Source organism: Exiguobacterium sp. ZOR0005 (assembly GCF_000798975.1).
Classification (GTDB): Bacteria; Bacillota; Bacilli; order Exiguobacteriales; family Exiguobacteriaceae; genus Exiguobacterium; species Exiguobacterium aurantiacum.
Genome location: NZ_JTLB01000031.1, coordinates 62,736 through 85,979 on the forward strand (window position 1 = coordinate 62,736; position 23,244 = coordinate 85,979).

A 23,244-nucleotide genomic window follows, 5' to 3' on the forward strand; every position below is an offset into this window, starting at 1 on the left:
GCTTCCTCGGACTGGTCGGACGTGTTCTTAACGCCTACATAACCTAAAGGGGGAACCACATTGAAGAAGAAAAAACTTTGCAGCACCGTCCTCGCCTCACTACTCGTCTTGTCATCTGCTCCACAAATCGCGGATGCGTCTAGCGACAACGGGAAAGAACGTGTCATCGTCGTATTCAAAGATTCCGCCAAGAAAAACCCGCTCTCGATTCAAGGCATGGAAGTCCGTCAGCAGTACGCCAACATCCCGGCCGCTGCGCTTGAAGTACCAAAATCTGCTCTGAACGGCTTGAAAAACAACCCGAACATCGCTCATGTCGAAGTCGACCAAACGGTTCAAATCGAGAACCAAACACAAGACTGGGGCATTCCAAAGTTAAAAGCACCGTCCGCGTGGCAAAGTGGATTCACCGGGAAGGGCGTCAAAATCTCCGTCGTCGATACCGGCATTTCAGCTCACCCTGACTTGACGATTTCCGGGGGTGCCTCGTTCAGTAGTGTGACGAGCTCATATGCCGACGACAACGGTCACGGGACCCACGTTGCCGGGATTATCGCCGCTCGCAACAACAGTATCGGCACGGTCGGAATCGCCCACGAAGCGAGCATCTATGCCGTCAAAGCGCTCGAAGCGAACGGTAGCGGTAGCTTGTCGAGCATCATCGCCGGAATCGACTGGTCGATCTCGAACCAAATGGATATCATCAACTTGAGTCTCGGGACGACGAGCCACTCGTCAACGCTTCAACAAGTCGTCGACCGAGCCAACAACGCCGGTATTCTCGTCGTCGCCGCTGCCGGGAACAACGGACGCGCCGACGGTTCAGGCGACCTCGTCAACTACCCGGCTCGTTACAGCTCAGCGATCGCGGTCGCAGCGACAGACATTAACGACAACCGTGCCTCGTTCTCAGCGACAGGTAGCACTGTCGAAGTCGCGGCACCAGGGGTGAACATCAACTCGACGCTCTACAATGGCGGCTACGGTCCATTGAGTGGTACATCGATGGCGACACCTTACGTCGCCGGTAACTTGGCGCTCATGAAACAAGCGTATCCATCACTTTCAGCATCTCAGCTCCGCACACGCTTGTCGCAAGACGTCATCGACCTCGGTCCAACCGGGCGCGACACATGGTTCGGTAACGGGCTCGTTCAAGCTCCAGGCTCTGGCGGCACGTCGCAACCAGTCCAGGCGCTCTCGACGACGGTCACGACGTCAAAAGCAACGTACAATGCCGGCGAACAAGTTTCCATCTCATCAACGGTTCGTAATGCGAACGGTCAAGCTGTCGCCAACGCGGACGTCCGCGTGACGGTCACACAACCGAACGGCTCGACATTGACGGGTACAGGTAAGACGGCTTCGAACGGTTCGATCACGTTCACGCTCTCGACGACGTCTTCTTCACAGAAAGGGACGTATCAAGTGAAATCGGACGCGACGCTCTCTGGCTACACAGCCGGGTCGGCAACGACGTCATTCCAGCTTCGCTAACTAAAAAGAGTCGGATGAGTCCAGTGGACTCGTCCGACTCTTCTTATTTTTGTTCGATGGCCGCATACACTTTTCGAAGTTGGACGACCCCTTCGTCCACGACTTCGCCATCCAACAGAACGAGCGGATAAAACCACTCATCTTGTCTGATCGCCTCCGCGATCTCATCATCGACCGTCTCAAAATCGATATATTCGAACTCGAAACGGTGCTCCGGATATTTACGCCCGAGCGCGCTCTGCAACCATTCGTACGTCTCCGTAGAACTCGGTGCCCCGACACAACTCGCGCACTGGACTTCGGCGCCATACACGGTGATTTTCATCTCCATCCCCCCCTCTTCTTTCCTATTATACAAAATCAAGAGCGCCATCGTCATAAAACGCTCAGCGTTAATGATTGAGAAACAATCTCAAACTTGCTAGAATGAAAGAGAACCAGAAAGGGGTAGATACCATGGAAATGTTCGATCAAGTCCAAGAAGTACTCGATAAATTACGCCCGTTCTTGCTTCGCGACGGCGGTGACGTTGAACTCGTAGATGTAGAAGAAGGCATCGTCAAGCTTCGATTGATGGGCGCTTGCGGCAGTTGTCCGTCTTCAACAATCACGTTGAAAGCCGGGATTGAGCGCGCGCTCATCGAAGAAGTACCTGGCATCGTCGAAGTTGAACAAGTATTCTAATTAGAAAAGGGAGACACGTGTCATCCCTTTTTTTCGTGCATCCATTCATCCAAGCTCTCGACCATATAGGTCGGGAGCTTTTCTTGTTCTTGGATGAACGCCGGCCCGTGCACGCCTGAATTGACGTGGAGCGTCCGGATTCCTCCGTTGATGCCGAACAAGATGTCGGTATGGTAGTTATCCCCGACCATGACGACCTCGTCTTTCGTGAGGCCGATCATCTCTAAAGCGATATCGACCATGACCGGCTCCGGTTTGCCGATAAAGAACGGATCTTTTTCGGTCGTGACGGCTAGCACCGAAGTGAGCGCCCCGTTTCCTGGCAAGAAGCCGCGTTCTGTCGGAATGGCGATGTCCCCGTTCGTCGAAATAAAGCGCGCCCCGTTGCGGATGGCCAACGCCCCTTTTGCCAGTTTCTCGTACGTGATATGGCGGTCGAGCCCGATGACGACGTAATCCGCTTTCGGCTCATCCGTCACCGTAAAGCCACGCTCTTCAAGCGCGAGACGAAGCCCGTCTTCTCCGATCATATAAATCGTCGCTTTCGGTGTCATCTTCTCAATATAACGCGCTGTCGCCATCGCACTCGTCAACACGTGTTCAGGCGTCACGTGCACGCCCATCTTCACGAGCTTATCGGCCACTTGTCCAGGTGTCATCGAAGCGTTGTTCGTCACAAACAAGTACGGGAACCCCGTCGCCTCAAGCCGATTCACGAAGTCGACCGCCGCTTTGATCGGTTCGGTCCCTGCGTACATCGTTCCATCTAAGTCAAATAAGTATCCTTTAACCGTTTCCATCCAATCACTCACTTTCTGGTAAAAATGCCGACACAGGCCCAAGCTCGACCTCTACATAGCGACGAACTTGTTCCGGAAATTTAGCGAACGTTTCTTTGTTATCAGTTGCCCACGCGTCAAAGCGTGACGAATCGGACGTCACAAACTCCCGGACGTAATAGGCACGGAGCAAGACGAGCTCTTTCGCGGCCCGCGCCGTCTCCTCGTCGAGCACCCGCTCATCGAGCAAGATGTCGACGATATCTTCGTAACTTCCCGGGTCTCGCATAATGAAGCCATCAATCATCGAGTTTCCGACGTCAATCACGCCTTCCATCAGATGGACGGCGAGACGCTGTTTCGCAAGTTCGACCGTGAACGCGTCCCCTTCGAGCTTGTCGATTCGCTCGAGCATCGATTCCATATGGACGAGTGTCGCATTAATTTTTTCTCTGTTAACAAAATACATCGTGATCCCCCCTGCCCCCTATCATAAGCCTTTTTTTGACGTGAGAAAAGAAACTCTCCTATTTACATCATTTATTTCATTGTGATACACTAATCAACGGATTAACGTTGCAAAAAGTATAACACATTAAAAATAGATCACGTGGAGGGTACAACACTATGGAACGAGAATTAGCGTTAGAGATCGTACGGGCAACCGAGGCCGCAGCACTTGCCTCATCAAAATGGATCGGTCGCGGTCAAAAGAACGAGGCCGATGATGCGGCAACGTCCGCGATGCGAGAAGTGCTCGGCACGGTCAACATGGATGCGACGGTCGTCATTGGTGAAGGTGAGCTCGACGAGGCGCCGATGCTTTATATCGGTGAACGTCTCGGTACGACGTTCGGTCCTGAAGTCGATATCGCCGTCGACCCGCTCGAAGGCACATCGATTGTCGCCAAAGGGCTCGGGGACGCGATGGTCGTCATCGCTGTCGCTGATAAAGGCGCCCTCCTCCACGCGCCTGATATGTATATGGATAAACTTGTCGTCGGACCGAACTTGAAAGGGAAAGTCTCTCTCGACGAGCCGCTCGAGTCGATCATCGAGAAAGCCGCCCTCTATAACGGGAAACGCATCGAGGAAGTGACGGTCATCATGCAGGATCGGGACCGTCATGAGCATTTACGCCAAGCCGCTATTAAAATGGGCGCTCGCGTCAAATTGTTCGAAGACGGTGACGTATCAGCCGGAATCGCCGCTGCCGTCAAATCGAACCCGATCGACATCTTCATCTCGACGGGCGGCGCACCGGAAGGCGTCATCACGGCAGCCGCCGTCAAAGCGCTCGGCGGTGACATGCAAGCTCGTCTTCACCCGATGAACGAAGAAGAGACGGCACGCGTCATCTCAATGGGCATCGAAGACCCGCTTCAACTGCTCACACTCGACGACCTCGTCAAGAGCGACGACTGCATCTTCGCGGCGACAGGTGTCACGACGGGTGAGCTGCTCGATGGTGTCAAGTTCTTGACGGACGATATTGTCGAGACGACATCGCTCGTCATGCGCTCGAAGACGAAGACGATTCGCAAAGTCGTCGCCGAGCATACGCTCTCGCTTAAACCATATTTACAGAAACAGCCGGTGAACGTCTAATTGATGTTCGCTGAACTGAAGCCTGAATGTTCGACACTTGATAAAAGGTGCGCATTCAGGTTTTTTTGTGTTCGAATCGATGTAAGCGATGGAATCTAAAAAAATGACCCCGGAGCAAACGCCGGGGCCACCTGATGACTACATCATCGATACGACAATCGATTTGGTTAAGAGGAGCTTTGAATCGCTCGATATTACTTACGACCCTGTATTTCGGTCACCAATCACAATCGTTGCATCTTGGTCTGTCTTTATCTCCTGCTTACTTAAAAGCAAAGCTGATACGAAAGCGGTAATCGGAATGGCAAGCACGAGACCAATGCTCCCGGCAAGCGTCCGCAGGATTTCTACACTATAAACCTCCATATGAATCAATTCTCCGAAAGGATACTCGTAGGCATTCATCAATAAAAGAATTGGGAGGGAGGCGCCTACGTAAGCTAAGATCAACGTATTCGCCATCGTACCCATGATGTCCCCGCCTACGTTCATTCCTGACTTGAACAAGTCTTTATAAGACGCCTTCTGGTTATTACGTTTTACTTCCTCAAGTGATGAAGCAATCGAAATCGCGACATCCATGACAGCGCCAAGCGCTCCAATGATGATCCCAGCAAGCAACAGGCCAGAAAGGTCGATCGAATTTTCCGAATCGAGCATCCCGAGCATGATTTCTTCTTCCCCATGAAAACCGGACATTTTCATCAGACTCATGAAAATAAAGGAAGTCAAAGCCGCCGCGCCCAATCCGCCCACGGTTCCGGCAATCGCAGCAAGCGTTTTCCGAGAAATTCCGCTCACAATCACGAAAGTCAGCGTCGTGACAATCGCGCCTGTAATGAGTACGAGCAAGACCGGATTATAGCCTTCCAACAAATAAGGAATCATAAACTTGAAGAGAATAAAGACAGTCAACCCTAACGTAATCACAGACTTAAGGCCTTTCACCTTGCCAAAGAAGAGCAACAGCGCGATGAACAACCCACCTAGAATATAGGTTGGAACGTCTCTCGTATATCCGATCGGATAAGCCCGGGTGATCTCCCCATTTTCAATTTGAAGCCCGACGGTAATGCGGTCACCTTCTTCAAACCAGAAGTTGCTGTTCGCAAAATACGTATCGACGTAATTGAAACCTTCGACCTCGATTTCCTGGCCTTTATATTCTCCAGATAAAATCTCGACATTCAATAGTTGAAATTCTCTTTCTTCTTGTGTGATTTCCTCAATTTCTGTTCTTTCCTCAATGACTTCCAGAACACGGGCGGTTGTGTTGACGGTATTTGGCATCTCATACATCATTTCCTCTTCGCCAGGGTTCATCGGCGGTGGCGTATAGCTTGCAAGGGCAGTCGAAGGAACGATTAGAAACGTGAATATAATGAGCGTGATTAATCGAAACATGGTGTTAATTTCTCCTTTGTACGAGTTCAAGCTGACAGACAATGAGAACCTATTATAACAAATGAAGTGCGAATATTCGTTTAGCAATTCCATTTTTAAATCAAATTGTAACATGAGATCTGTATACGCCTGACCCACTCCCGTCATACGTTCCTCCGCTCATTTCCAAGCGCTTGGAAATGACCCATCCACTACAAAAAGCGACCGCCCCTTAATTATAAGGGACAGTCGCTTTCATCATATTATGCGTTTACAGATTTAGAATCCTGTCGGGGCATCCGTTGAATGGTCGGTCATATATTGCGGTTCTGGTCGCTGATCTTGCTGAATCGAATCGTAGAACGTCGCATACGCCGTCGAGAAGTACGGATAGATGAACAAGAATCCGATCCCGAGCGTCAAAATCCCGACGAAGAACCAACCGATGAACGACAAGACGAGCTTGAACGCTTGCATCTTGTGGCCGTCCATCAACCGACGAGACTCCGTGATCGCTTCGAGTGCCGAAAGTTCCGGCTCGTCACGCATGATGTAATACGTGAGCGAGTACGAGAACGCTTTAATGATCCCTGGAATTATTAAAAGCAACGACCAGAGGAAGATGAAAATCCCCATGAGGAGCGGTGCCAGAACGTGCTTCACGTAACCGTTCCGGAACGGTTCAAACAGTTGCGAGATGGCCGGCTTGTCGCCGCGTGATACCGACAGGACGATCCAAGACCATCCGAGCGTGAGCGGTGCGATCAAAATTGTGAGCAAAAGTGACAAGAGTGTCAGTGATGTTTCCGTCGCCGTAGGTGCCACTTCTGGGTCCACCGTCGGGGCGAACGTCTGCGGGATCGCGTTCAAGACGGTGAAGACGATCAAAATCCCGGCAAGAAGCCACCATTTCCCTTTTAACATGTGTCGTGCGTGTTGTTTCCATTGTGCTGTCATATGTTCCACCCTTTTTTATCAGTCTTTTCTTAGTGTACGTGAAAACAATGAAAAAGTTTCAGGAAAATGCGAAAAAAGGGAAAAGGTTTTTCCCTTTCCCTTCAGTACATCACGTTGCCTAAGAAAAATTGCGACATCGATAAGATCAATAAGAGCACCCCGACGGCAACCGCCGCGAGCGACGTGGCCTTGAATAAACGAGTTCTTAAAAATGCATGTCGGTATTCGAAGCGACGGATGAACAAGACGTGCGTTAATTCAAATAAAAGGACTGCGGCTGTAAAGTAAAAGGTCATGATGCTTCCTAGTCCGAAAAACAGCATCGTCAATAGCCCTAACCCTAAGTTGTGAATCCGGTTATGGACGTCGTCACGATCACCGACAGTCGTCACTTGTGCGTGTTGCATCCGATCACCTCTCTCTTACCACCCAAACGCAAAAATCATCTTATAGATAAGCTATCACAATTTATAGACGCCTAAACCTGTCACACCATCTTTTCACGTAAACGAAACACTTTGGAAAAGATTGTAACAAAAAAAGCGCCGATGTCATCAGCGCGTCATGTTTCAGGGGTAGTTTCTGCTTCCCCGGTCTTCTTAAATTTCCGTTTCAGTTTGAGCGGTTGTTTCGTCCCACCGAACACCGGTCCATCTTCCGATTCATCAATCTCGGTCTCTTTCTTCAAGACGAAGAACGGGCAACCAAAATTGCAGTATTCGTACACGTAGTCCATCACATGATCGATTCGATTATCGTACGTGGCGAACTTCGATTTCGCCTCATAGAAGCCTTTCAAGCGAAGCTGTCCGTGTCCCCAATCGCCGACGATATAATCATACTTATCGAGCACATCGCTATAGCGCGCGATGAACGCCTCCTCGTCAAATCCGTCTCGTTTCTCTTCGATGACGGTATAGCCGTGGCGATTCACTCTAATCATGTCTCACACCTCCACTCTCCTATCATATCATGAGGTCCGACTCATCGCCTCACCCTTTTCGAATCGTGTCACGGCGCTTGATCGTCTCGCGCAGGACGTCACGTAACAGCTCGGGCATGAAATAGCGTTTCGGCTGGTCCGCCAAATAAGGGAGCAACGGCCCAAACGTGAACATATCGACCGTGGCGATACGATACGTCTGTTGCGGGTCGATATATTCTCCGCCGAGTAACCAGTCCCCCTGATTAGACGCGACGTTATGAAGCGTCGGCTGACCGAGGACGGTGCCGCGAAAGCCGAGGCCGCGCACATGCATCGTCGTGAACGAAGTTTCGTGCACGTCGTCTAAAAAGCGTATGAGCGTGTCACCGTCAAGCGTCAACAGGCAAGGGTTGATGGGATGGGGGCAAATGCGGTGCAACATATTGAGCGTCACCGCACCGGGTGCCAACCGATCGAGCAAGACGCCCGACGGGACGATGCTCGCATCGGCCGCACACCAGTCGGCAAGGCCGTCCGCCAACAAATCCGCGATCGGAGAAGGACCGAACCAATCCGATGCATAACCTGGCGTATGTGCGATCGTCACGTCGAGCAACCGCTCCGCCGCTTCATACTCCGTTTGCAGCACTTCTGCCGTCGTCTCATCTGGCTGACGCTCCGATAACTCATGGAGCGTCGCCCGCTTGTCGAACACTCGCCCCTCTTCGACCGTGAGTGTCACTTCTCCGACGTACTGGCCGTATTTCCCGGCCTGGGCGATCAACACACCGTTTTTTAAGACGCCGTCATCGAGCACGTGATGCGTATGCGCCCCGAGAATGACGTCTAGCTGTGGGAACGCCTCGGCCAGCCGTTCGTCAGCGTAGAACCCGAGGTGGCTCAACGCGATGAGGACGTCACAGTCCGAAAGTTGATCGAGGGCACGAGCCGTCGCCTCTAGGGGCGATTCTATTTGCCAACCGAGTTCGGGATAAAGCTCCTCATAAGGCGCCGTCACCCCGAACAGCCCGACCTTTAATCCCGCCCGTTCGACGACGAGCGTCTCTGTCACCCAATCCGGGCGACTCCCATCTTCGTCATAAACGTTCGCGAGCAATACCGGGAACGTCGCGTCCTCGTAGAGCGTATCGAGCCATTCGTGCGGGAATGTGATCCCTTCGTTGTTGCCGATCGTCACTGCCGTCGGCTGCAAACGATTGAGCAGACGGACGTTCACTTGCCCGCGCGTCACTTCCGTCGCCGGATGGGTCCGGTCGGCGTGATCGCCGAGGTCGAACACGAGCGACGCTTCATCCCGTCGTTCATTTAAAAAAGAGACGAGTTGAGGCCACGTATGAAATTTAGAATGCAAGTCATTGTAATGAAAAATTGAAATCGTACGCACGGCCATCCCCTCTTCCTAAAATAAGCTGATTTGACTCGGGGCGAGCTCATACTCGGCACCGAGAATCTCAATCAAGCGTTTCGCATTCGGCACAGCGTCGGCGGCCGAGTTGTTGTTGAAATAGACGTACACGTCGTCTGCATCTGCGTCGACTTGACGGAGAGCCGTCGCTAGCTCCTGTAGTTCTTGTTCGCTATAGCGATACAGACAGCGGACGTGTCGCCATTCTTGACTCGTCATCCCCGGCTTCCGGAGCCAACCGGCCGTGTTGCGCCCATGAAGGCGGACGACCGCGACAGATGGATGGGTCACGACCGGAACGAACGGGATACTGCTTTCTTTCGTCTGCGGTTCGTCACAAATCGTATTGATGAATCGTTGTTCCGTCAAAAAAGCGAGTGTCCGGTCGCGAAACGCTTCCGAGAACCACGTCGGGTTCCGGAACTCGATGGCGATGTCGTAATCTTTTAGCTCCGACCGAATCGTCCGTAAATAATCAAGATGCGGTTTCGACACGTCAAACCATGGCGGAAGTTGAACGAGCACGGCCCGTAGTTTCCCCGCCTGCTTCAACGGCTCGACAGACGTCTTGTATCGTTCAAACAGTTCTGCGAGCGGCAGTTTCGGTTCGCGGTCGTGGCCGCTCATTTCCCTGGAAACTTTAACGACGAACTGGAACGTGGACGGCGTCTCATCGTTCCATTTCTCATAATTTTTCACAGGCTGTATGGCGTAAAACGAGGAATCGATCTCCACGGTCGGGAAATGACCCGCGTACGTCGCCAGTTTATGTTTTCGTTCTTCCGGGGTCGTATAGAGGAGATCGTGGTCTCCCCAACCCGTCACACCGACATAAATCATCCCGGTCCCTCCTTCATTCACTGTTCGTATGTGGCCACGCGTTTCCGTTTCGTCCAGTTCAGCGTCCCGCCGAACGTGATGAGCAATAAGACAAGCCCCATGATGAACGGGTACCGCATATCGATGTCGAACGCGATCCCGGCGAGTGTCGGCCCGATGATGTTCCCGATGCTCATATAGGCGTTGTTCATCCCCATCGCGAACCCTTGCTCTTTGTCAGCCATTTTTGAGACGAGCGTGTTAAGCACCGGCCGAAGAATGGACGTCGACAAGAAGATGATGAGTGTGACCACGAAGAAGATGGCGTATGATCCCGCGAAAAGCGAGAAAAAGAAACCGAACGCCGCGAGCATGATAAAGATGAGCACGACTTTGATTTCCCCGAACAACGTGACGAGCCGATCAACCGCGAACAGTTGCACGATGACACTGACGATGCCGGTCCCTGTGATCATGACGGCGATTTGTTGCGGTGTCGCACTGAACGTCTCACTGACGAACAGACCGAGCACCGACTCGTACGCCATGAGCCCGAACGCCATGACCAAGTTGATGACGAGGACGAAGAAATATGGTTTCTTCGTCGAAGAGATCAGCTGGCGTGGCAGCGATTCGTTATCAGATTTGATCGGCATGACTTCACGATCCGGTTCTTTCAATAGAATGACCGACGAGATGACAGCGACGAACGAGACGATCGCTGACAACAACAGCGGCGCTTTTAAGCCGAACTCGGCGAAGAAGCCGCCAATCCCCGGCCCGATGACGATACCGAGCGACATTGCCGCGGAAATATAACTGTTCCCTTTCGCCCGTTGCTTGAGCGTCGTGATGTCCGCTACGTAGGCAAAAATCGCCGGAATGAGCAACGCGGCCCCGACGCCGCCGATTGCACGAGAAATAAGTAAGACGGTCAAGTTATCCGATAAGTAAAACACGCCCATCGAGACGGTAAAACCGATGAGCCCCGCAATGATCATCGGCCGGCGTCCATACACATCCGCCCATTTCCCCGCCACCGGTGACATGAGCAACTGGGCACCGGCGAACACGGAAATCATCAATCCAGCGGCCGTTCCGCCTTCCCCGATCATCTTCAAATAATCGGGAATGATCGGAATGATAATCCCGAATCCGGCCACAGCGATGAACATGTTCAACATGAGGATCGCCAATTGTTTATTTTGTTTTCTGGTCAACGTATGTCACTTCCTTTTCATCTATTCATTTTACTTGTAGATGAAGGGTATGGGCAAACGATAAGACAACAAAAAACCCATCCTTGACCAGAGGATGGGTGCTGACTCATTTAAGAGATGCGTGATTGTACGAGTTGTTCTCGCGACTGACGTTTCGGAAGAAACAACGTGATCACGTAGACGATCAACGTTGGTACTGCCCAGGCGAGCCCGATCTCAGCCATTGGCAAGTTCGTGATCCAAGCCGTCGCAGCAGATGGCTGCAGGCCGTGCGTCGTTTCAAAGAGCGAGAAGACGAGCGCCGTATAAACGGTCGCTTTCATCGCGACGTGTGGATTGCGTTGAATCCGTTCCGTGATCGATACGAGCACGAGGGCGATCATGACCGGATACAAGAGCGTGAGAAGCGGTACCGCGATTTGAATCAACGTACCGAGTCCGACGAGTGAGATCAAGTAGCCGAAAAGTGTCGTTGCGATGACGACTTGGTGGTACTTGAGTGACTCGAACGTGTTGCTGATGAAACGTGAGAACTCAGAGATGAGTCCGACCGCTGTCGTCAAACATGCGAGGAAGACAGCTGCGCCGAGGGCGAGCATGCCGATTTGGCCGTACGACGAACCTGCGAACGTCTGAAGCAACGTCGCCCCATCGGTCGCTCCTGTCACACCCGTCATGTTCGCACCGATTGAGCCGAGTGAGATGTAGACGAGCATCAAACACGTGACAGCGAGCATACCTGACGTCCGAAGAAGCGATGAAGCTTCTTTTTGATCCGTCATCCCGTTCGCTTTAAGCGTGACGAGAACGATTGCCCCGAAGACGAGCGCCCCGAAGACGTCCATCGTCAAGTAACCTTGTTTAAAGCCTTCACCGAGGGCACCGATCCACGTCTCATATCCTGCTGCCGGAGCTGACGGCGTCCCGAGTGGAGCCACGAGGTTCGTGATTCCGATGGCCGCTAGCAAGAGCAAGAGGATCGGCGTGATGATGCGTCCGATGATTTCAATCAACTTCTGAGCGCGGAGCGTCAAGAAGAATGTCAATCCGAAGAAGACAGTTGAGCTGAGGGCGAGCGTGAGCGTTGATGGTGCACTGAGGAACGGCACGAGTCCCATCTCATACGTGACGGCTGCCGTCCGTGGAATCCCGAAGAACGGTCCGATTGCCACGTACATTAGTCCCGTCAAGAGGAGCGCCAGACGCTTCGGAATGTACCGAGCGATTTGGTCAGAACCTCCGCCGACTCGCGCGACCGCGAACAAGGCGAGTAACGGCAGGCCGACGCCAGTAATGACGAAGCCAACCATGGCTGGGACGAGGTTCTCGCCCGCCATCGCACCTAGCATCGGTGGGAACAGCAAGTTCCCTGCCCCGAAGAATAACGCGAAAATCGTAAACGCTAACGGGAATAATGTCGATTTTTTCATACAACTACCTCCACATACATTGTAATACCTTCCGTGTTGACAACTTGATTAAATGACTAAATTTTCTGACAAATAAGCGCTTGGTCTATTTCATTATACACACTTTACTCATTTTGACCACCCTATCTGCAAAAAAGATGTTTATTTTTCGGAAGTGTGGATTTTTGACACATCAAAAGCCCCCTCCAATGACAGAAGAGGCCTAATTGTCAAGCTGATTTCTTGGAATTACTTTCTAAACTGGTCAATATCGGATATCGAATTTTCGATGTCCTTCTTCCGAACTCTCGGTCTCGTGGATATGCTCGACACCGACAAAACGGTTCCCATCCCGAAGCGCCTGCTTGAACGATTCGTAGTTCGACTCCTCCCCTTCCACATGGAGTTCGACCGTTCCGTCACTTAAATTTCGGACCCACCCTTTCAACTTATAGGCGAGCGCCGTCGACTGGGCGAAATATCGGAAACCGACACCTTGTACACGACCAGATATAATCAATCGTTTAGCGATAGCCACTTATATTCTCCTCCTTCAATTTGACGATTCAGGTTTAATCGGTCCCCAGATAGGAAACAATATATAAGTAAAATAATGGAACAGGAGTGGTTCGGTGAATACGATCATTAACAGCGTCACAACATTTTCGGATTGGCTATGGGGGGTCCCGATCATCTCATTGCTCGTCTTGTCTGGTATTTTCTTAACGATCAAACTTGGCTTTTTTCAATTTCGATACCCGTTATACATACTGAAGCAAACGTTCGGCAGTGTTTTAAAGAAACCAAAAGGTGAAGGCGACATCAGCCCGAGACAAGCGCTCACATCCGCTTTGTCCTCTACAGTCGGTGCCGCGAACATTATCGGTGTCCCGGCAGCGATCATGTTCGGGGGACCGGGTGCGATTTTCTGGATGTGGGTCATCGCCGTCGTCGGGATGGCGATCAAGTTTTCCGAGAGCGTGCTCGCCGTCCGTTATCGTGAGAAAAACGAGGCCGGTGAGTTCGTCGGAGGGCCCGTCTACTATATGGCGAAAGGGCTGAAGATGAAGTGGCTCGCCTCATGGTTCGCCTTTGCCCTCATGATCGAACTCATCCCGAGCATCATGGTCCAAGGAAACGCCGTCAGCTCGGCCGTCCGCGAGACGTTCAATGGTGACACACTCATCACCGGCATCGTCGTCGCCGCGCTCGTCAGCCTCATCGTCTTCGGCGGGGTGAAACGAATCGCGAAAGTGACGGAAGTCATCGTCCCGGTCATGGCACTCGTTTACGTCGGGGCAGGGTTCATCATCGTGTTGATGAACATGTCTCAAATACCGGAAGTGCTCGCACTCATCTTCTCATACGCCTTCCAACCGATGGCCGCACTCGGTGGATTTGCCGGGGCAGCCGTCGCCGAGACGATTCGTTGGGGCTTCGCCCGCGGTCTCTACTCGAACGAGGCCGGACTCGGGACGGCGCCGATCGCTCACGCGGCTGCCCAGACCGACCACCCGGTGCGTCAAGGTTTCTGGGCCGTCATCGGCATCGTCATCGATACGCTCATCATCTGTAGCACGACCGCGTTCGTCGTCTTGTCTTCTGGCGTCTGGACACGGGAAGGTGCGATGAGTGACCCGGCCGCGCTCACGACGATCGCGTTCCGTGAATACTTCGGATACACGGGCAGTCTGCTCGTCACGATCTCGCTCATCTTCTTCGTCTTGTCGACGATTATCGTCATCATCTTTTACGGCTCGCGCCAAGCCGAGTACTTGTTCGGTTTGAAGGCCGGTTTCTTCATGAAAATCGTCTACATCGCTTCGATCGTCATCGGATCGATTGGCGGTGCGCAAATGATTTGGAACTTCCTCGACTTGATGCTTGCGATGATCCTCATCCCGAACATGATCGCCGTCTTGCTCTTGAGCGGTGAAGTGAAGCGACTGACGACCGAATTCTTCACGTCAGAGAAATATTATAAGAAAGACGTCGCGGAAGAGAAGGCGTCCTAATACGAAGACCCGGTCGCCTCGGCAACCGGGTCTTTCTTATTCGACGTTCTTGATGGCACGATGAATCCGCTCCGCTGATTCATCGAACTGTTTTTGCTCTTCATCGGTCAAATCAATCTCGATGATTTGGCGAATGCCGGTCCGATCAATTAATGCCGGCACCCCGATATGAAGCCCTGACGCCCCATATTCCCCGTCAAGATGCGCCCCGATCGTGACGACCGAATTCTCGTTTCGAACGATCGCTCGGACGATCCTGAGCAACCCGAGACCGATCGCATAATAGGCCGCGCTCTTATACTCAATGATTTGATTGGCGGCGTCCCGGACCCGTTGGTAAATGTCGTCCAAGTCCGCCTGGCTGTACTGATCGTTCTCCGCAAGCAACTGTCCGATCGATTTCCCATAGATTCGGGCGTTATCCCAGGCGACGAAGCCCCCCGCCCCATGTTCGCCCATATAGTAGACGTGGCAGTTACGTGACGACAAATCGAAGTACTCCCCGACCTTGTAGCGCAGCCGGGCCGTGTCGAGGACGGTCCCTGAGCCGATGACGCGGTGCTTCGGCAAACCGGACGCCTTCCAGGCGACGTGGGCCATGACGTTGACCGGGTTCGTGGCGACGATGATGATGCCGTCAAATCCGCTCGCCATCACTTGCTTCGTCACGTCCCGGACGACGACAGCGTTTTGTTCAGCGAGGTCCATCTGCGTCTGCCCGAGCTTTTGTGCGGCCCCGGCCGTGATGACGACGATATCGGCGTCACGGCAATCCGCATAATCCCCCGCCCAAATCCGCACCGGGCTCGGCGCGAACGAGATGCCGTGGTTGAGGTCCATCGCCTCCCCTTCGGCCTTGGCGTGGTTCGAGTCGATCAAGACGAGCTCTTCACAGAGCGCGGCCATCGATAATTGATAGGCAAAACTGATACCGACCCAGCCGGCGCCGACAACGGCAATTCTTGTGATGTCTTTTGGATCAATCGTTTCCATATACATAACCTCCCTAATTGCTTGCTCTCTTTTAGCATACCCGACTCACCCGTGTTTCACGACAAAAATCCAAAAGATGACGATGTCAGCTGATTCCTCGCTTCGCTAACTCTTCAACTATCTCTCAAAAATTCCTGTATCCCGAACATATCCATACACTTGAATGATATCTCCGTTTTGGATGAATGGGATTCGCTCTTTCTTCAAGAGGTCTATAAGTTCATCGGTCATATCATATACGTCTGGGTCAATGATGACTCCTTTATAGAGCAACACCTTTGTACGCAATCGAATCCATTCAATCGACCGTAAAGATGACTCCATCCAAATGTCATCCCAATCTAAATTTTGGAATTGAGACAATTCGTCGCTTGGAAACAACGTATCTTCACCTAAGTATTTGATTTGATACGGCGGTAAATACGGTAACGTCGTGCTCACTGTATGACCGAGGCGCTTCCATCTCGTCTCATTCATCACCGATGCCAATTGCCGCTCCTCGATTATTTGTAATTCCTTTTGTCGATCCATCCCGGTTCATCCCTTCTCATATATAATCTCTAAGCGCTTGATTGCCCGCAACACGTCTTCTCGATTGTGTTTTTGCTTCATCCACTTGGGCAAACGACTCTCGATACTGCTGTTCTCCCCGTCACTCGTCCGAATATCCGCTTCCACGTACGCTCTCATATAAGCAAGATGGTCTCGGTTGTAAGCCCAAAGGACGTGACCACAGCAATTTGTCTGCAAATAAAGCGGTAACCTAAAGAAAGGATCGAACGCGCCCCCACCCATCCTGAATCCTATACCCGTGTATGTGCGCACAAGCCCGCAAGCTAGACAACTGAGACGTAACGTCTCATTCATTACAATGTCTGCACGTTGCTCACATTGCGGACACCGCACATGAATGTCATGCATGAATGCCGCTAACGTTTTGGTCTCTAACTGAAATCGCTTCATATGAAACCCCTCCTTATTTGATTATACAAAAAAACCAGCGAAGCTAAGCTTCGCTGGTTACGTTGATCAATTATCCGATCGAACCTTCCATCTCGAACTTGATGAGACGGTTCATTTCGACGGCATATTCCATCGGTAATTCTTTCGTGAACGGCTCGATGAAGCCCATGACGATCATTTCCGTCGCTTCTTCTTCCGAGATTCCACGGCTCATGAGGTAGAAGAGTTGCTCTTCTGACACTTTTGAGACTTTCGCTTCGTGCTCAAGTGACACCTGGTCGTTCAAGATCTCGTTGTACGGAATCGTGTCCGATGTCGACTCGTTGTCCATGATGAGCGTGTCACACTCGATGTTCGAGCGGGCACCTTTCGCTTTACGTCCGAAGTGGACGATTCCGCGATACGATACTTTTCCGCCTTGTTTCGAGATCGACTTCGAGACGATCGACGACGACGTGTTCGGTGCGAGGTGAATCATCTTCGCGCCGGCATCTTGGTGCTGCCCTTTACCGCCGAGGGCTATCGAGAGCGTCATTCCGCGTGAACCTTCACCTTTTAAGATGACGGCCGGGTATTTCATCGTCAATTTCGAACCGATGTTGCCATCGATCCATTCCATCGACGCGCCCGCTTCACAGATGGCACGTTTTGTGACCAAGTTATAGACGTTGTTCGCCCAGTTTTGGATCGTCGTGTAACGGCAATACGCATCTTTGTTGACGAAGATCTCGACGACCGCCGAGTGGAGCGAGTTCGTCGTGTAGACCGGTGCCGTACATCCTTCGACGTAATGAACCGATGCGCCTTCGTCGACGATGATGAGCGTCCGCTCGAACTGCCCCATGTTTTCCGAGTTGATGCGGAAATACGCTTGGAGCGGTTGCTCGAGTTTGACGCCTTTTGGTACGTAGATGAACGAGCCACCTGACCATACGGCCGAGTTGAGCGCGGCGAACTTGTTGTCCGTCGGCGGGATCAACTTGCCGAAGTACTCACGGAAAAGCGCTTCGTCTTCTTTGAGCGCCGTGTCCGTATCTTTGAAGATGACACCTTTCGCTTCAAAGTCTTCTTGCATGCTGTGGTAGACGACCTCTGACTCGTACTGAGCCGAGACACCTGCCAAGTATTTTTGTTCTGCTTCTGGAATCCCGAGCTTGTCAAACGTACGTTTGATTTCTTCTGGTACTTCGTCCCACGAGTGCTCCGTCTTTTCAGACGGTTTGACGTAGTACGTAATCTCATCGAAATCAAGGGCAGACAAATCGCCACCCCACGTCGGCATCGGCATTTTGCGGAACTGTTCGAGTGATTTCAAGCGGAACTCGAGCATCCAAGCCGGTTCTTCTTTCATGTTCGAGATCGTTTCTACGATTTCATTCGTCAAGCCGCGGCCTGAACGGAAAATCGAGATGTCTCGGTCATGGAAGCCATATTTATAATCGCCAATGTCAGGCATGTTTTTCGCCATATCGGTCTCCTCCTTCTACTTACGCTTCCTCGTCGACTCCCTTTTCAAGCGCTTTCCACGCGAGCGTGGCGCACTTGATGCGAGCCGGAAACTTTGAGACGCCAGACAACGCTTCAATGTCGCCTAGGTCGAACGTGTCTGTATCGTAGTCTTTTCCTTGGACCATCTCCGAGAAGATCGTCGCCAATTGAAGTGCCTCGTCTACAGATTTCCCCTTCACGATTTGAGTCATCATCGACGCCGAGGCGAGACTGATCGAGCAGCCTTCACCTTCGAACTTGACGTCTTTCACGATTCCGTCTTCGACTTGAAGTTGGAGCCGGAGCGAATCCCCACATGTCGGGTTGTTCAAGTCCACCGTCACGCCATCTTCGATGACGCCACGGTTTCTTGGGTTTTTATAGTGATCCATGATGACCTGTCGGTACAACATGTCTAGGTTGTTAAAACTCATAGTTGAAATACTCCTTCGTTTGACGCAGCCCTTCGATGAAGCGGTCGACTTCTTCTCGCGTATTGTACAAGTAGAAGCTCGCCCGGGCTGTCGATGATTGCTTCAGGAGACGCATGAGCGGCTGAGCGCAATGATGGCCGGCCCGAACGGCGATGCCTTGCATGTCCAAAACGGTCGCAAGGTCGTGGGCGTGGACGTCGTTCAAGTTGAACGTGACGAGCCCGACGCGCTCTTCCGGTCCGAAAATCTCAATGCCTTCAATCGTCTTCATCTGTTCGATGGCGTACGACGCGAGTGCCCGTTCGTGCGCCTCGACGTTCTCAAGACCGAGGTCTTCTAAAAAGTCGATGGCAGCAGCGAGACCGACGGCTCCGGCAATGATCGGTGTCCCAGCTTCGAAACGGTACGGGATGTCTTTCCACGTCGACTCATATAAGTCGACATAGTCGATCATCTCGCCCCCGAACTCGACCGGCTCCATTTTTTTCAAGAGCGCTTTCTTCCCATATAAGACGCCGATCCCGGTCGGACCGAGCATCTTATGGCCTGAGAAGGCGAGGAAGTCACAATCGAGCGCTTGCACGTCAAGTTTACGGTGCGGTGCGCTTTGCGCCGCATCGACGACCATGACGGCACCCTTTTCGTGGGCGAGCGTCGCGATTTCTTGAATCGGGTTGATCGTACCGAGCACGTTCGAGACGTGGCTCATGGCGACGATTTTTGTCCGGTCCGACAAGACGGCGCGGACCGCGTCGAGCGTGACGCGACCGTCCGGCGTCAACTCAACGTAACGGAGCGTGGCCCCTTTACGTTTGGCGAGCTGTTGCCACGGAATGAGGTTCGCGTGGTGTTCCATCGGCGTGAGGACGATTTCGTCTCCTGCGCTGACGTTAGCGTCCCCGTAGCTTGACGCCACGAGGTTGATCGCCGTCGTCGTCCCGCGCGTGAAGATGATCTCTTCGACGGCAGCGGCATTAATGAACGAACGGACGCGCTCACGCGCCCCTTCATACGCATCTGTCGCCTGCGTTCCGAGCGTATGGACGCCACGGTGCACGTTCGAGTGGTTGCGGCGATAATACTCCTCGATCGCCTCGATGACAGCCAGCGGTTTTTGCGAGCTCGCCGCACTGTCGAGATAGACGAGCGGATGACCGTTGATTTCCTGATCTAAAATCGGAAATTGTTTACGAATCGAGGCATCAATCATCTTAACGCACTTTCCCTTCGATGACTTCACGGAGACGGTCTTTGACCGACTCGATCGCGAGTTGCTCGACGACCGGGTTCAAGAATCCGTGAATGATCAAACGTTCCGCTTCTTGGCGCGAAAGACCACGGCTCATCAAGTAATAGAGCTGAATGTCGTCGACACGACCGACTGAAGCGGCGTGACCGGCCATGACATCGTCTTCGTCGATGAGGAGGATCGGGTTCGCGTCACCGCGTGCTTTTTCAGAGAGCATCAAGACGCGCTCTGTCTGAACACCGTTCGACTTCGAAGCCCCGTGGTGAATCATCGACGTCCCGCTGAAGATGGCTGTCGCCGAATCTTTTTGGACACCGTGAATCAAGATGAATCCTTCTGACGACTTACCGAAATGGTCCGTCCGGATGTTGAAGTTTTGTTTCTGTGCGCCACGACCGATCGTGACGGCTTTCGTGTCCGAGAACGTGTTGTCGCCGACGAGATGAGTCTTCGTCTCGACGACCGAGTTGCCGTCGTTCATGTGACCGAGCGCCCAGTCAAGGCGCGCGTTCTCGTACACGACACCGCGACGGTTCATGAACGTGAGGGCAGATTCAGCGAGCTGATCCACGCCACCGAAGACGACTTTCGCGTTCGCACCAACGAACACTTCTGTCACGGCGTTCACCGTGTGCGGCTCGTTCGTGTTCGAGAGGAAACTCTCGATATATGTCACTTCACTGCCTTCGTCTGCGACGATGATCGTGTGGTGATAAAGTGTGCTGTTCGCTTGTTCCATCGTGAAGATTGCCTGGAGCGGGTCTTTCACTTGGACGTTTTTTGGGACGTACAAGAAAGCGCCGCCGTTCATCAAGGCCGCGTTAAGCGCCGATAGACGTTCTTCATCGACACGTACGCCTTCTGTCATGAAATACTTCTCAACGAGTTCCGGATGTTGATCCATCGCTTGTTGGATGCCCATGAAGAGGACACCTTCTGGCAATTGGAGTTCGTTATAAACGACATGACCGTTGCGTTCAACGAGCACGTTCGTACGGTGATCTCCAAGGAGTGCCTCGATTTCAGGCGTGAGTCCGTCAAGCTTCGACAGTTCAACGTCTCCGCTCGTGAAATCCCATTTATCGATCTTGATCTTTTCAACTTTAGGCAAGGCGAGAGTCGGCGCAAGTTCTGCTGCTTCTTTACGACGGTTGACCAACCATGCTGGTCCTCCGAGCGCCTCTGCACGTGCCGACAATGCTTGTGCATCCAATTCAAATTGTACGGTCATCGTACAGCCTCCTTACGCTTCTGTGTCTACTGTCATTCCGAGATCTTGTTTCACCCAGTCGTAACCTTCTGCCTCGAGTCGCTGTGCGAGCTCTTTGCCGCCAGACATGACGATTTTTCCGTCCATCATGATGTGGACGAAGTCCGGCTCGATATAGTTGAGGAGACGCTGATAGTGCGTGATAATCAAGCAGCCGAACTCTTCTGAGCGCATCTCGTTGACGCCTGTTGCGACGACTTTGAGTGCATCGATGTCAAGACCTGAGTCGATCTCATCAAGGATGGCGATGTTCGGTTTGATCATCATCATTTGAAGAATCTCGTTACGTTTCTTTTCTCCACCTGAGAAACCTTCGTTCAAATAGCGGTGTGCCATCTCTGAAGGGATTTCGAGAACGTCCATCTTCGCATCGAGTTCACGGATGAACTTCATGAGCGAGATTTCTTGACCTTCTTCACGGCGCGAGTTGATCGCTGAACGCAAGAAGTCGGCGTTCGTGACACCGCTGATTTCAGCAGGATATTGCATCGCGAGGAACATTCCCGCCTGCGCGCGCTCGTCGACTTCCATCTCAAGGACGTCTTCGCCGTTCAAATCGACGCTTCCGCCTGTTACTTCATACAATGGGTGACCCATAAGTGCAGATGCGAGTGTTGATTTACCCGTTCCGTTTGGACCCATGATGGCGTGAATTTCGCCACCTTTAATTTCAAGATTCAGACCTTTGACGATCTCTTTTCCTTCGATTGAGACGCGGAGGTCATCAATTTTCATGTGTGGTACGTTAGACATTCGGATACCCCTTCCGTTTTCTCGCCTTATTGGCGTAGATTAGATATATTCTAATCTTAATCTAGGCAATTTTTTATTTCAAGCGACTCACCTTATTCTTCATTCTCAATAAAAACATAAATGTTGAGAATGAGAATATTGAGAAATCAAGATATTACCCAGCTTTTTCCTCAATCAACGCCAAACTCGCCTTTCGTTCCGTGAACGCCCCCATAAAGAAGAAGGCTCCGAACGCCGTCACGATGGATAAAATTGAAAAAACAGGCAACCCGGCATTATTAAACCCATCAAGCAGCAACCCGCCGATGATCGGTCCGACCGACTGGCCGAGCGCGGTCAATCCCATCGCCCCGAAATACGTCCCCCGCAAATGTTCCGGCGCGAGCTCGTCGGTCAATACGTCCGTCATCGTGAACATGAGTACTTCCCCGATCGTGAAGATGACCATCGCGACGAAGAGCACCCACGTCTCAGTCGCAAACCCGATCAACAACAGCCCGATCGACAACGTCGCGACCCCGAAAAAGAGCGACTTGATCGGCGAGACGCGAATGCCGAACTTCATAATCGGATACTGAACGACGAGTACGGTGATCGCGTTGACTGTCAACAAATACGCAAACAGGCGCGACCCGTCACTGAAGCCGTCATGGAACGCGATGAACTGCGGCAACGTCGAATTGAACTGACTGTAGCCGATGATGGCGAAAATCATGCCGATGATGACGAAGCGGAACGTCTTGTCTTCTTTCAAGACACGGAACGTCTCGGTCAAGCGCGGCCGTACTTTGATGCCGTCGCTTTCTTCAAACGGATACTTTTTAAACAATCCTGAGATGACGAGTCCATAAAACACGTACACACCGGTCACGACGAAGAACGCGCTCTTCGCCCCGGTGAGCGATAAGACGACCGCGAGCAACGGTCCGATCGCGGCGGCGATATTGATGAGAAAATAGCGTACGTTGTAGACGATGACGCGTTGCTCCGGTTTCGTCGTATCGCTGATGAGTGCCCGGGATGCCGGTTCAAGGAACGAGCGCGATACCCCCATCAAGACGGAGAACACGTAAAACCAGACGAGTTCGGTCGCGAGCGCGAAGCCCGTGAACGTGAGCGCGTTCAACCCGATGCCGATGAGCATGAGCTGTTTGCGCCCGTGCCGGTCCGACAGCGTCCCGCCGAAAAAACTCATAAATAGACCGGACATGGCTGAGACGGCGAACACCGTCCCGATGACGCTCGCCGAGAAACCGAGCGTCGCGAGATAAATCGCAAAAAACGGCATGACGAAAAACGTCGACAGCCGAGCAAAGAACGTACCGAACAAGACGCCTAGCGTCAGCGGATGAATCTGTCTCATGTTCATCCG

24 protein-coding genes are annotated in these 23,244 nt (G+C 52.3%); 4 read left to right on the plus strand and 20 right to left on the minus strand.

What is annotated here, in order from left to right:
* Positions 1-60 precede the first annotated feature (60 nt).
* A complete protein-coding gene (locus L971_RS13250; RefSeq protein ID WP_024372560.1) occupies positions 61-1,497 on the plus strand; it encodes a S8 family serine peptidase in 1,437 nt (478 codons plus the stop codon).
* 43 nt (positions 1,498-1,540) lie between these two features.
* On the opposite strand, the gene L971_RS13255 is transcribed toward L971_RS13250, so the two are convergent.
* Positions 1,541-1,828, minus strand: a complete 288-nt coding sequence (locus tag L971_RS13255; RefSeq protein WP_024372262.1) for a YuzD family protein — start codon at positions 1,826-1,828, stop codon at positions 1,541-1,543.
* Positions 1,829-1,923: 95 nt separating this feature from the next.
* On the opposite strand from L971_RS13255, the gene L971_RS13260 reads away from it, so the two are divergent.
* Positions 1,924-2,181 carry a NifU family protein gene (locus L971_RS13260; protein ID WP_228617585.1) on the plus strand — a complete coding sequence of 86 codons (258 nt, stop codon included), beginning with the start codon at positions 1,924-1,926 and terminating at the stop codon, positions 2,179-2,181.
* 20 nt (positions 2,182-2,201) lie between these two features.
* On the opposite strand, the gene L971_RS13265 is transcribed toward L971_RS13260, so the two are convergent.
* Positions 2,202-2,981, minus strand: coding sequence for a TIGR01457 family HAD-type hydrolase (locus L971_RS13265; RefSeq protein WP_024372263.1), 780 nt, complete (start codon positions 2,979-2,981; stop codon positions 2,202-2,204).
* 4 nt (positions 2,982-2,985) lie between these two features.
* Positions 2,986-3,429, minus strand: a complete 444-nt coding sequence (locus tag L971_RS13270; RefSeq protein WP_024372264.1) for a DUF86 domain-containing protein — start codon at positions 3,427-3,429, stop codon at positions 2,986-2,988.
* A 158-nt stretch (positions 3,430-3,587) separates the two neighbouring features.
* Between L971_RS13270 and glpX the strand changes: the two genes are divergently transcribed.
* On the plus strand, positions 3,588-4,568 hold the full coding sequence (gene glpX, locus L971_RS13275) for a class II fructose-bisphosphatase (RefSeq protein ID WP_047376245.1): 981 nt from the start codon (positions 3,588-3,590) through the stop codon (positions 4,566-4,568).
* A gap of 198 nt (positions 4,569-4,766) precedes the next feature.
* Here glpX and L971_RS13280 read toward each other — a convergent pair whose 3' ends face one another.
* The 9 genes from L971_RS13280 to L971_RS13320 form a co-directional block, all read right to left on the minus strand.
* Complete coding sequence (locus tag L971_RS13280) at positions 4,767-5,972, minus strand: YibE/F family protein (RefSeq protein WP_197053181.1); 1,206 nt, start codon at positions 5,970-5,972, stop codon at positions 4,767-4,769.
* A gap of 258 nt (positions 5,973-6,230) precedes the next feature.
* Positions 6,231-6,908, minus strand: coding sequence for a DUF975 family protein (locus L971_RS13285; RefSeq protein WP_029334641.1), 678 nt, complete (start codon positions 6,906-6,908; stop codon positions 6,231-6,233).
* A gap of 101 nt (positions 6,909-7,009) precedes the next feature.
* The gene (locus L971_RS13290) at positions 7,010-7,315 is read right to left on the minus strand and encodes a hypothetical protein (RefSeq protein WP_024372268.1); all 306 of its coding nucleotides are present in this window, start codon (positions 7,313-7,315) and stop codon (positions 7,010-7,012) included.
* Positions 7,316-7,470: 155 nt separating this feature from the next.
* Positions 7,471-7,851 (minus strand): YutD family protein, encoded by a 381-nt coding sequence (locus L971_RS13295; RefSeq protein ID WP_024372269.1) that lies wholly within the window; start codon positions 7,849-7,851, stop codon positions 7,471-7,473.
* A gap of 49 nt (positions 7,852-7,900) precedes the next feature.
* Positions 7,901-9,244, minus strand: a complete 1,344-nt coding sequence (locus tag L971_RS13300) for a bifunctional UDP-sugar hydrolase/5'-nucleotidase (RefSeq protein WP_047376248.1) — start codon at positions 9,242-9,244, stop codon at positions 7,901-7,903.
* A gap of 9 nt (positions 9,245-9,253) precedes the next feature.
* Complete coding sequence (locus L971_RS13305) at positions 9,254-10,099, minus strand: DUF72 domain-containing protein (RefSeq protein ID WP_047376250.1); 846 nt, start codon at positions 10,097-10,099, stop codon at positions 9,254-9,256.
* Positions 10,100-10,116: 17 nt separating this feature from the next.
* Positions 10,117-11,298, minus strand: a complete 1,182-nt coding sequence (locus L971_RS13310) for an MFS transporter (RefSeq protein ID WP_047376252.1) — start codon at positions 11,296-11,298, stop codon at positions 10,117-10,119.
* Between the two features lie 110 nt (positions 11,299-11,408).
* A complete protein-coding gene (brnQ, locus tag L971_RS13315; protein ID WP_024372273.1) occupies positions 11,409-12,728 on the minus strand; it encodes a branched-chain amino acid transport system II carrier protein in 1,320 nt (439 codons plus the stop codon).
* A gap of 244 nt (positions 12,729-12,972) precedes the next feature.
* Positions 12,973-13,245, minus strand: coding sequence for an acylphosphatase (locus L971_RS13320; RefSeq protein WP_024372274.1), 273 nt, complete (start codon positions 13,243-13,245; stop codon positions 12,973-12,975).
* Positions 13,246-13,339: 94 nt separating this feature from the next.
* On the opposite strand from L971_RS13320, the gene L971_RS13325 reads away from it, so the two are divergent.
* Positions 13,340-14,722: a sodium:alanine symporter family protein gene (locus tag L971_RS13325; RefSeq protein ID WP_024372275.1), complete on the plus strand. Its 1,383-nt coding sequence runs from the start codon at positions 13,340-13,342 to the stop codon at positions 14,720-14,722.
* A gap of 36 nt (positions 14,723-14,758) precedes the next feature.
* Here the strand turns inward: L971_RS13325 and L971_RS13330 are convergent, their stop codons facing one another.
* The 8 genes from L971_RS13330 to L971_RS13370 form a co-directional block, all read right to left on the minus strand.
* Entirely contained in the window at positions 14,759-15,721 is a 963-nt protein-coding gene (locus tag L971_RS13330; RefSeq protein WP_156111537.1) for an L-lactate dehydrogenase, read from the minus strand.
* A 111-nt stretch (positions 15,722-15,832) separates the two neighbouring features.
* Positions 15,833-16,246, minus strand: a complete 414-nt coding sequence (locus tag L971_RS13335) for a DUF6678 family protein (protein ID WP_047376256.1) — start codon at positions 16,244-16,246, stop codon at positions 15,833-15,835.
* Positions 16,247-16,748: 502 nt separating this feature from the next.
* Positions 16,749-18,146: a Fe-S cluster assembly protein SufB gene (gene sufB, locus L971_RS13345; RefSeq protein ID WP_024372278.1), complete on the minus strand. Its 1,398-nt coding sequence runs from the start codon at positions 18,144-18,146 to the stop codon at positions 16,749-16,751.
* Positions 18,147-18,165: 19 nt separating this feature from the next.
* A complete protein-coding gene (gene sufU, locus L971_RS13350; RefSeq protein WP_047376258.1) occupies positions 18,166-18,600 on the minus strand; it encodes a Fe-S cluster assembly sulfur transfer protein SufU in 435 nt (144 codons plus the stop codon).
* Positions 18,590-19,810 (minus strand): cysteine desulfurase, encoded by a 1,221-nt coding sequence (locus tag L971_RS13355; protein ID WP_047376260.1) that lies wholly within the window; start codon positions 19,808-19,810, stop codon positions 18,590-18,592. Before L971_RS13355 ends, sufU begins: the two co-directional genes overlap by 11 nt.
* A 1-nt stretch (position 19,811) precedes the next feature.
* Positions 19,812-21,080, minus strand: a complete 1,269-nt coding sequence (gene sufD, locus L971_RS13360; protein WP_047376262.1) for a Fe-S cluster assembly protein SufD — start codon at positions 21,078-21,080, stop codon at positions 19,812-19,814.
* Positions 21,081-21,092: 12 nt separating this feature from the next.
* Complete coding sequence (gene sufC / locus L971_RS13365; RefSeq protein WP_152545883.1) at positions 21,093-21,854, minus strand: Fe-S cluster assembly ATPase SufC; 762 nt, start codon at positions 21,852-21,854, stop codon at positions 21,093-21,095.
* A gap of 172 nt (positions 21,855-22,026) precedes the next feature.
* Positions 22,027-23,241: an MFS transporter gene (locus L971_RS13370; RefSeq protein ID WP_047376274.1), complete on the minus strand. Its 1,215-nt coding sequence runs from the start codon at positions 23,239-23,241 to the stop codon at positions 22,027-22,029.
* Positions 23,242-23,244 lie beyond the last annotated feature (3 nt).

Excerpts from the sequence above, each read along its gene's own strand:
- L971_RS13355 (WP_047376260.1), bottom strand. The coding sequence starts at position 19,810 with ATGATTGATGCCTCGATTCGTAAACAATTTCCGATTTTAGATCAGGAA.
- L971_RS13280 (WP_197053181.1), bottom strand. The coding sequence starts at position 5,972 with ATGTTTCGATTAATCACGCTCATTATATTCACGTTTCTAATCGTTCCT.
- sufC (WP_152545883.1), bottom strand. The coding sequence starts at position 21,854 with ATGAAAATTGATGACCTCCGCGTCTCAATCGAAGGAAAAGAGATCGTC.
- L971_RS13290 (WP_024372268.1), bottom strand. The coding sequence starts at position 7,315 with ATGCAACACGCACAAGTGACGACTGTCGGTGATCGTGACGACGTCCAT.
- L971_RS13335 (WP_047376256.1), bottom strand. The coding sequence starts at position 16,246 with ATGGATCGACAAAAGGAATTACAAATAATCGAGGAGCGGCAATTGGCA.
- sufD (WP_047376262.1), bottom strand. The coding sequence starts at position 21,080 with ATGACCGTACAATTTGAATTGGATGCACAAGCATTGTCGGCACGTGCA.
- glpX (WP_047376245.1), top strand. The coding sequence starts at position 3,588 with ATGGAACGAGAATTAGCGTTAGAGATCGTACGGGCAACCGAGGCCGCA.
- L971_RS13330 (WP_156111537.1), bottom strand. The coding sequence starts at position 15,721 with ATGTATATGGAAACGATTGATCCAAAAGACATCACAAGAATTGCCGTT.
- L971_RS13265 (WP_024372263.1), bottom strand. The coding sequence starts at position 2,981 with ATGGAAACGGTTAAAGGATACTTATTTGACTTAGATGGAACGATGTAC.
- L971_RS13260 (WP_228617585.1), top strand. The coding sequence starts at position 1,924 with ATGAAAGAGAACCAGAAAGGGGTAGATACCATGGAAATGTTCGATCAA.
- L971_RS13370 (WP_047376274.1), bottom strand. The coding sequence starts at position 23,241 with ATGAACATGAGACAGATTCATCCGCTGACGCTAGGCGTCTTGTTCGGT.
- brnQ (WP_024372273.1), bottom strand. The coding sequence starts at position 12,728 with ATGAAAAAATCGACATTATTCCCGTTAGCGTTTACGATTTTCGCGTTA.
- L971_RS13285 (WP_029334641.1), bottom strand. The coding sequence starts at position 6,908 with ATGACAGCACAATGGAAACAACACGCACGACACATGTTAAAAGGGAAA.
- sufB (WP_024372278.1), bottom strand. The coding sequence starts at position 18,146 with ATGGCGAAAAACATGCCTGACATTGGCGATTATAAATATGGCTTCCAT.
- L971_RS13270 (WP_024372264.1), bottom strand. The coding sequence starts at position 3,429 with ATGTATTTTGTTAACAGAGAAAAAATTAATGCGACACTCGTCCATATG.
- L971_RS13300 (WP_047376248.1), bottom strand. The coding sequence starts at position 9,244 with ATGGCCGTGCGTACGATTTCAATTTTTCATTACAATGACTTGCATTCT.
- L971_RS13305 (WP_047376250.1), bottom strand. The coding sequence starts at position 10,099 with ATGATTTATGTCGGTGTGACGGGTTGGGGAGACCACGATCTCCTCTAT.
- sufU (WP_047376258.1), bottom strand. The coding sequence starts at position 18,600 with ATGAGTTTTAACAACCTAGACATGTTGTACCGACAGGTCATCATGGAT.
- L971_RS13295 (WP_024372269.1), bottom strand. The coding sequence starts at position 7,851 with ATGATTAGAGTGAATCGCCACGGCTATACCGTCATCGAAGAGAAACGA.
- L971_RS13255 (WP_024372262.1), bottom strand. The coding sequence starts at position 1,828 with ATGGAGATGAAAATCACCGTGTATGGCGCCGAAGTCCAGTGCGCGAGT.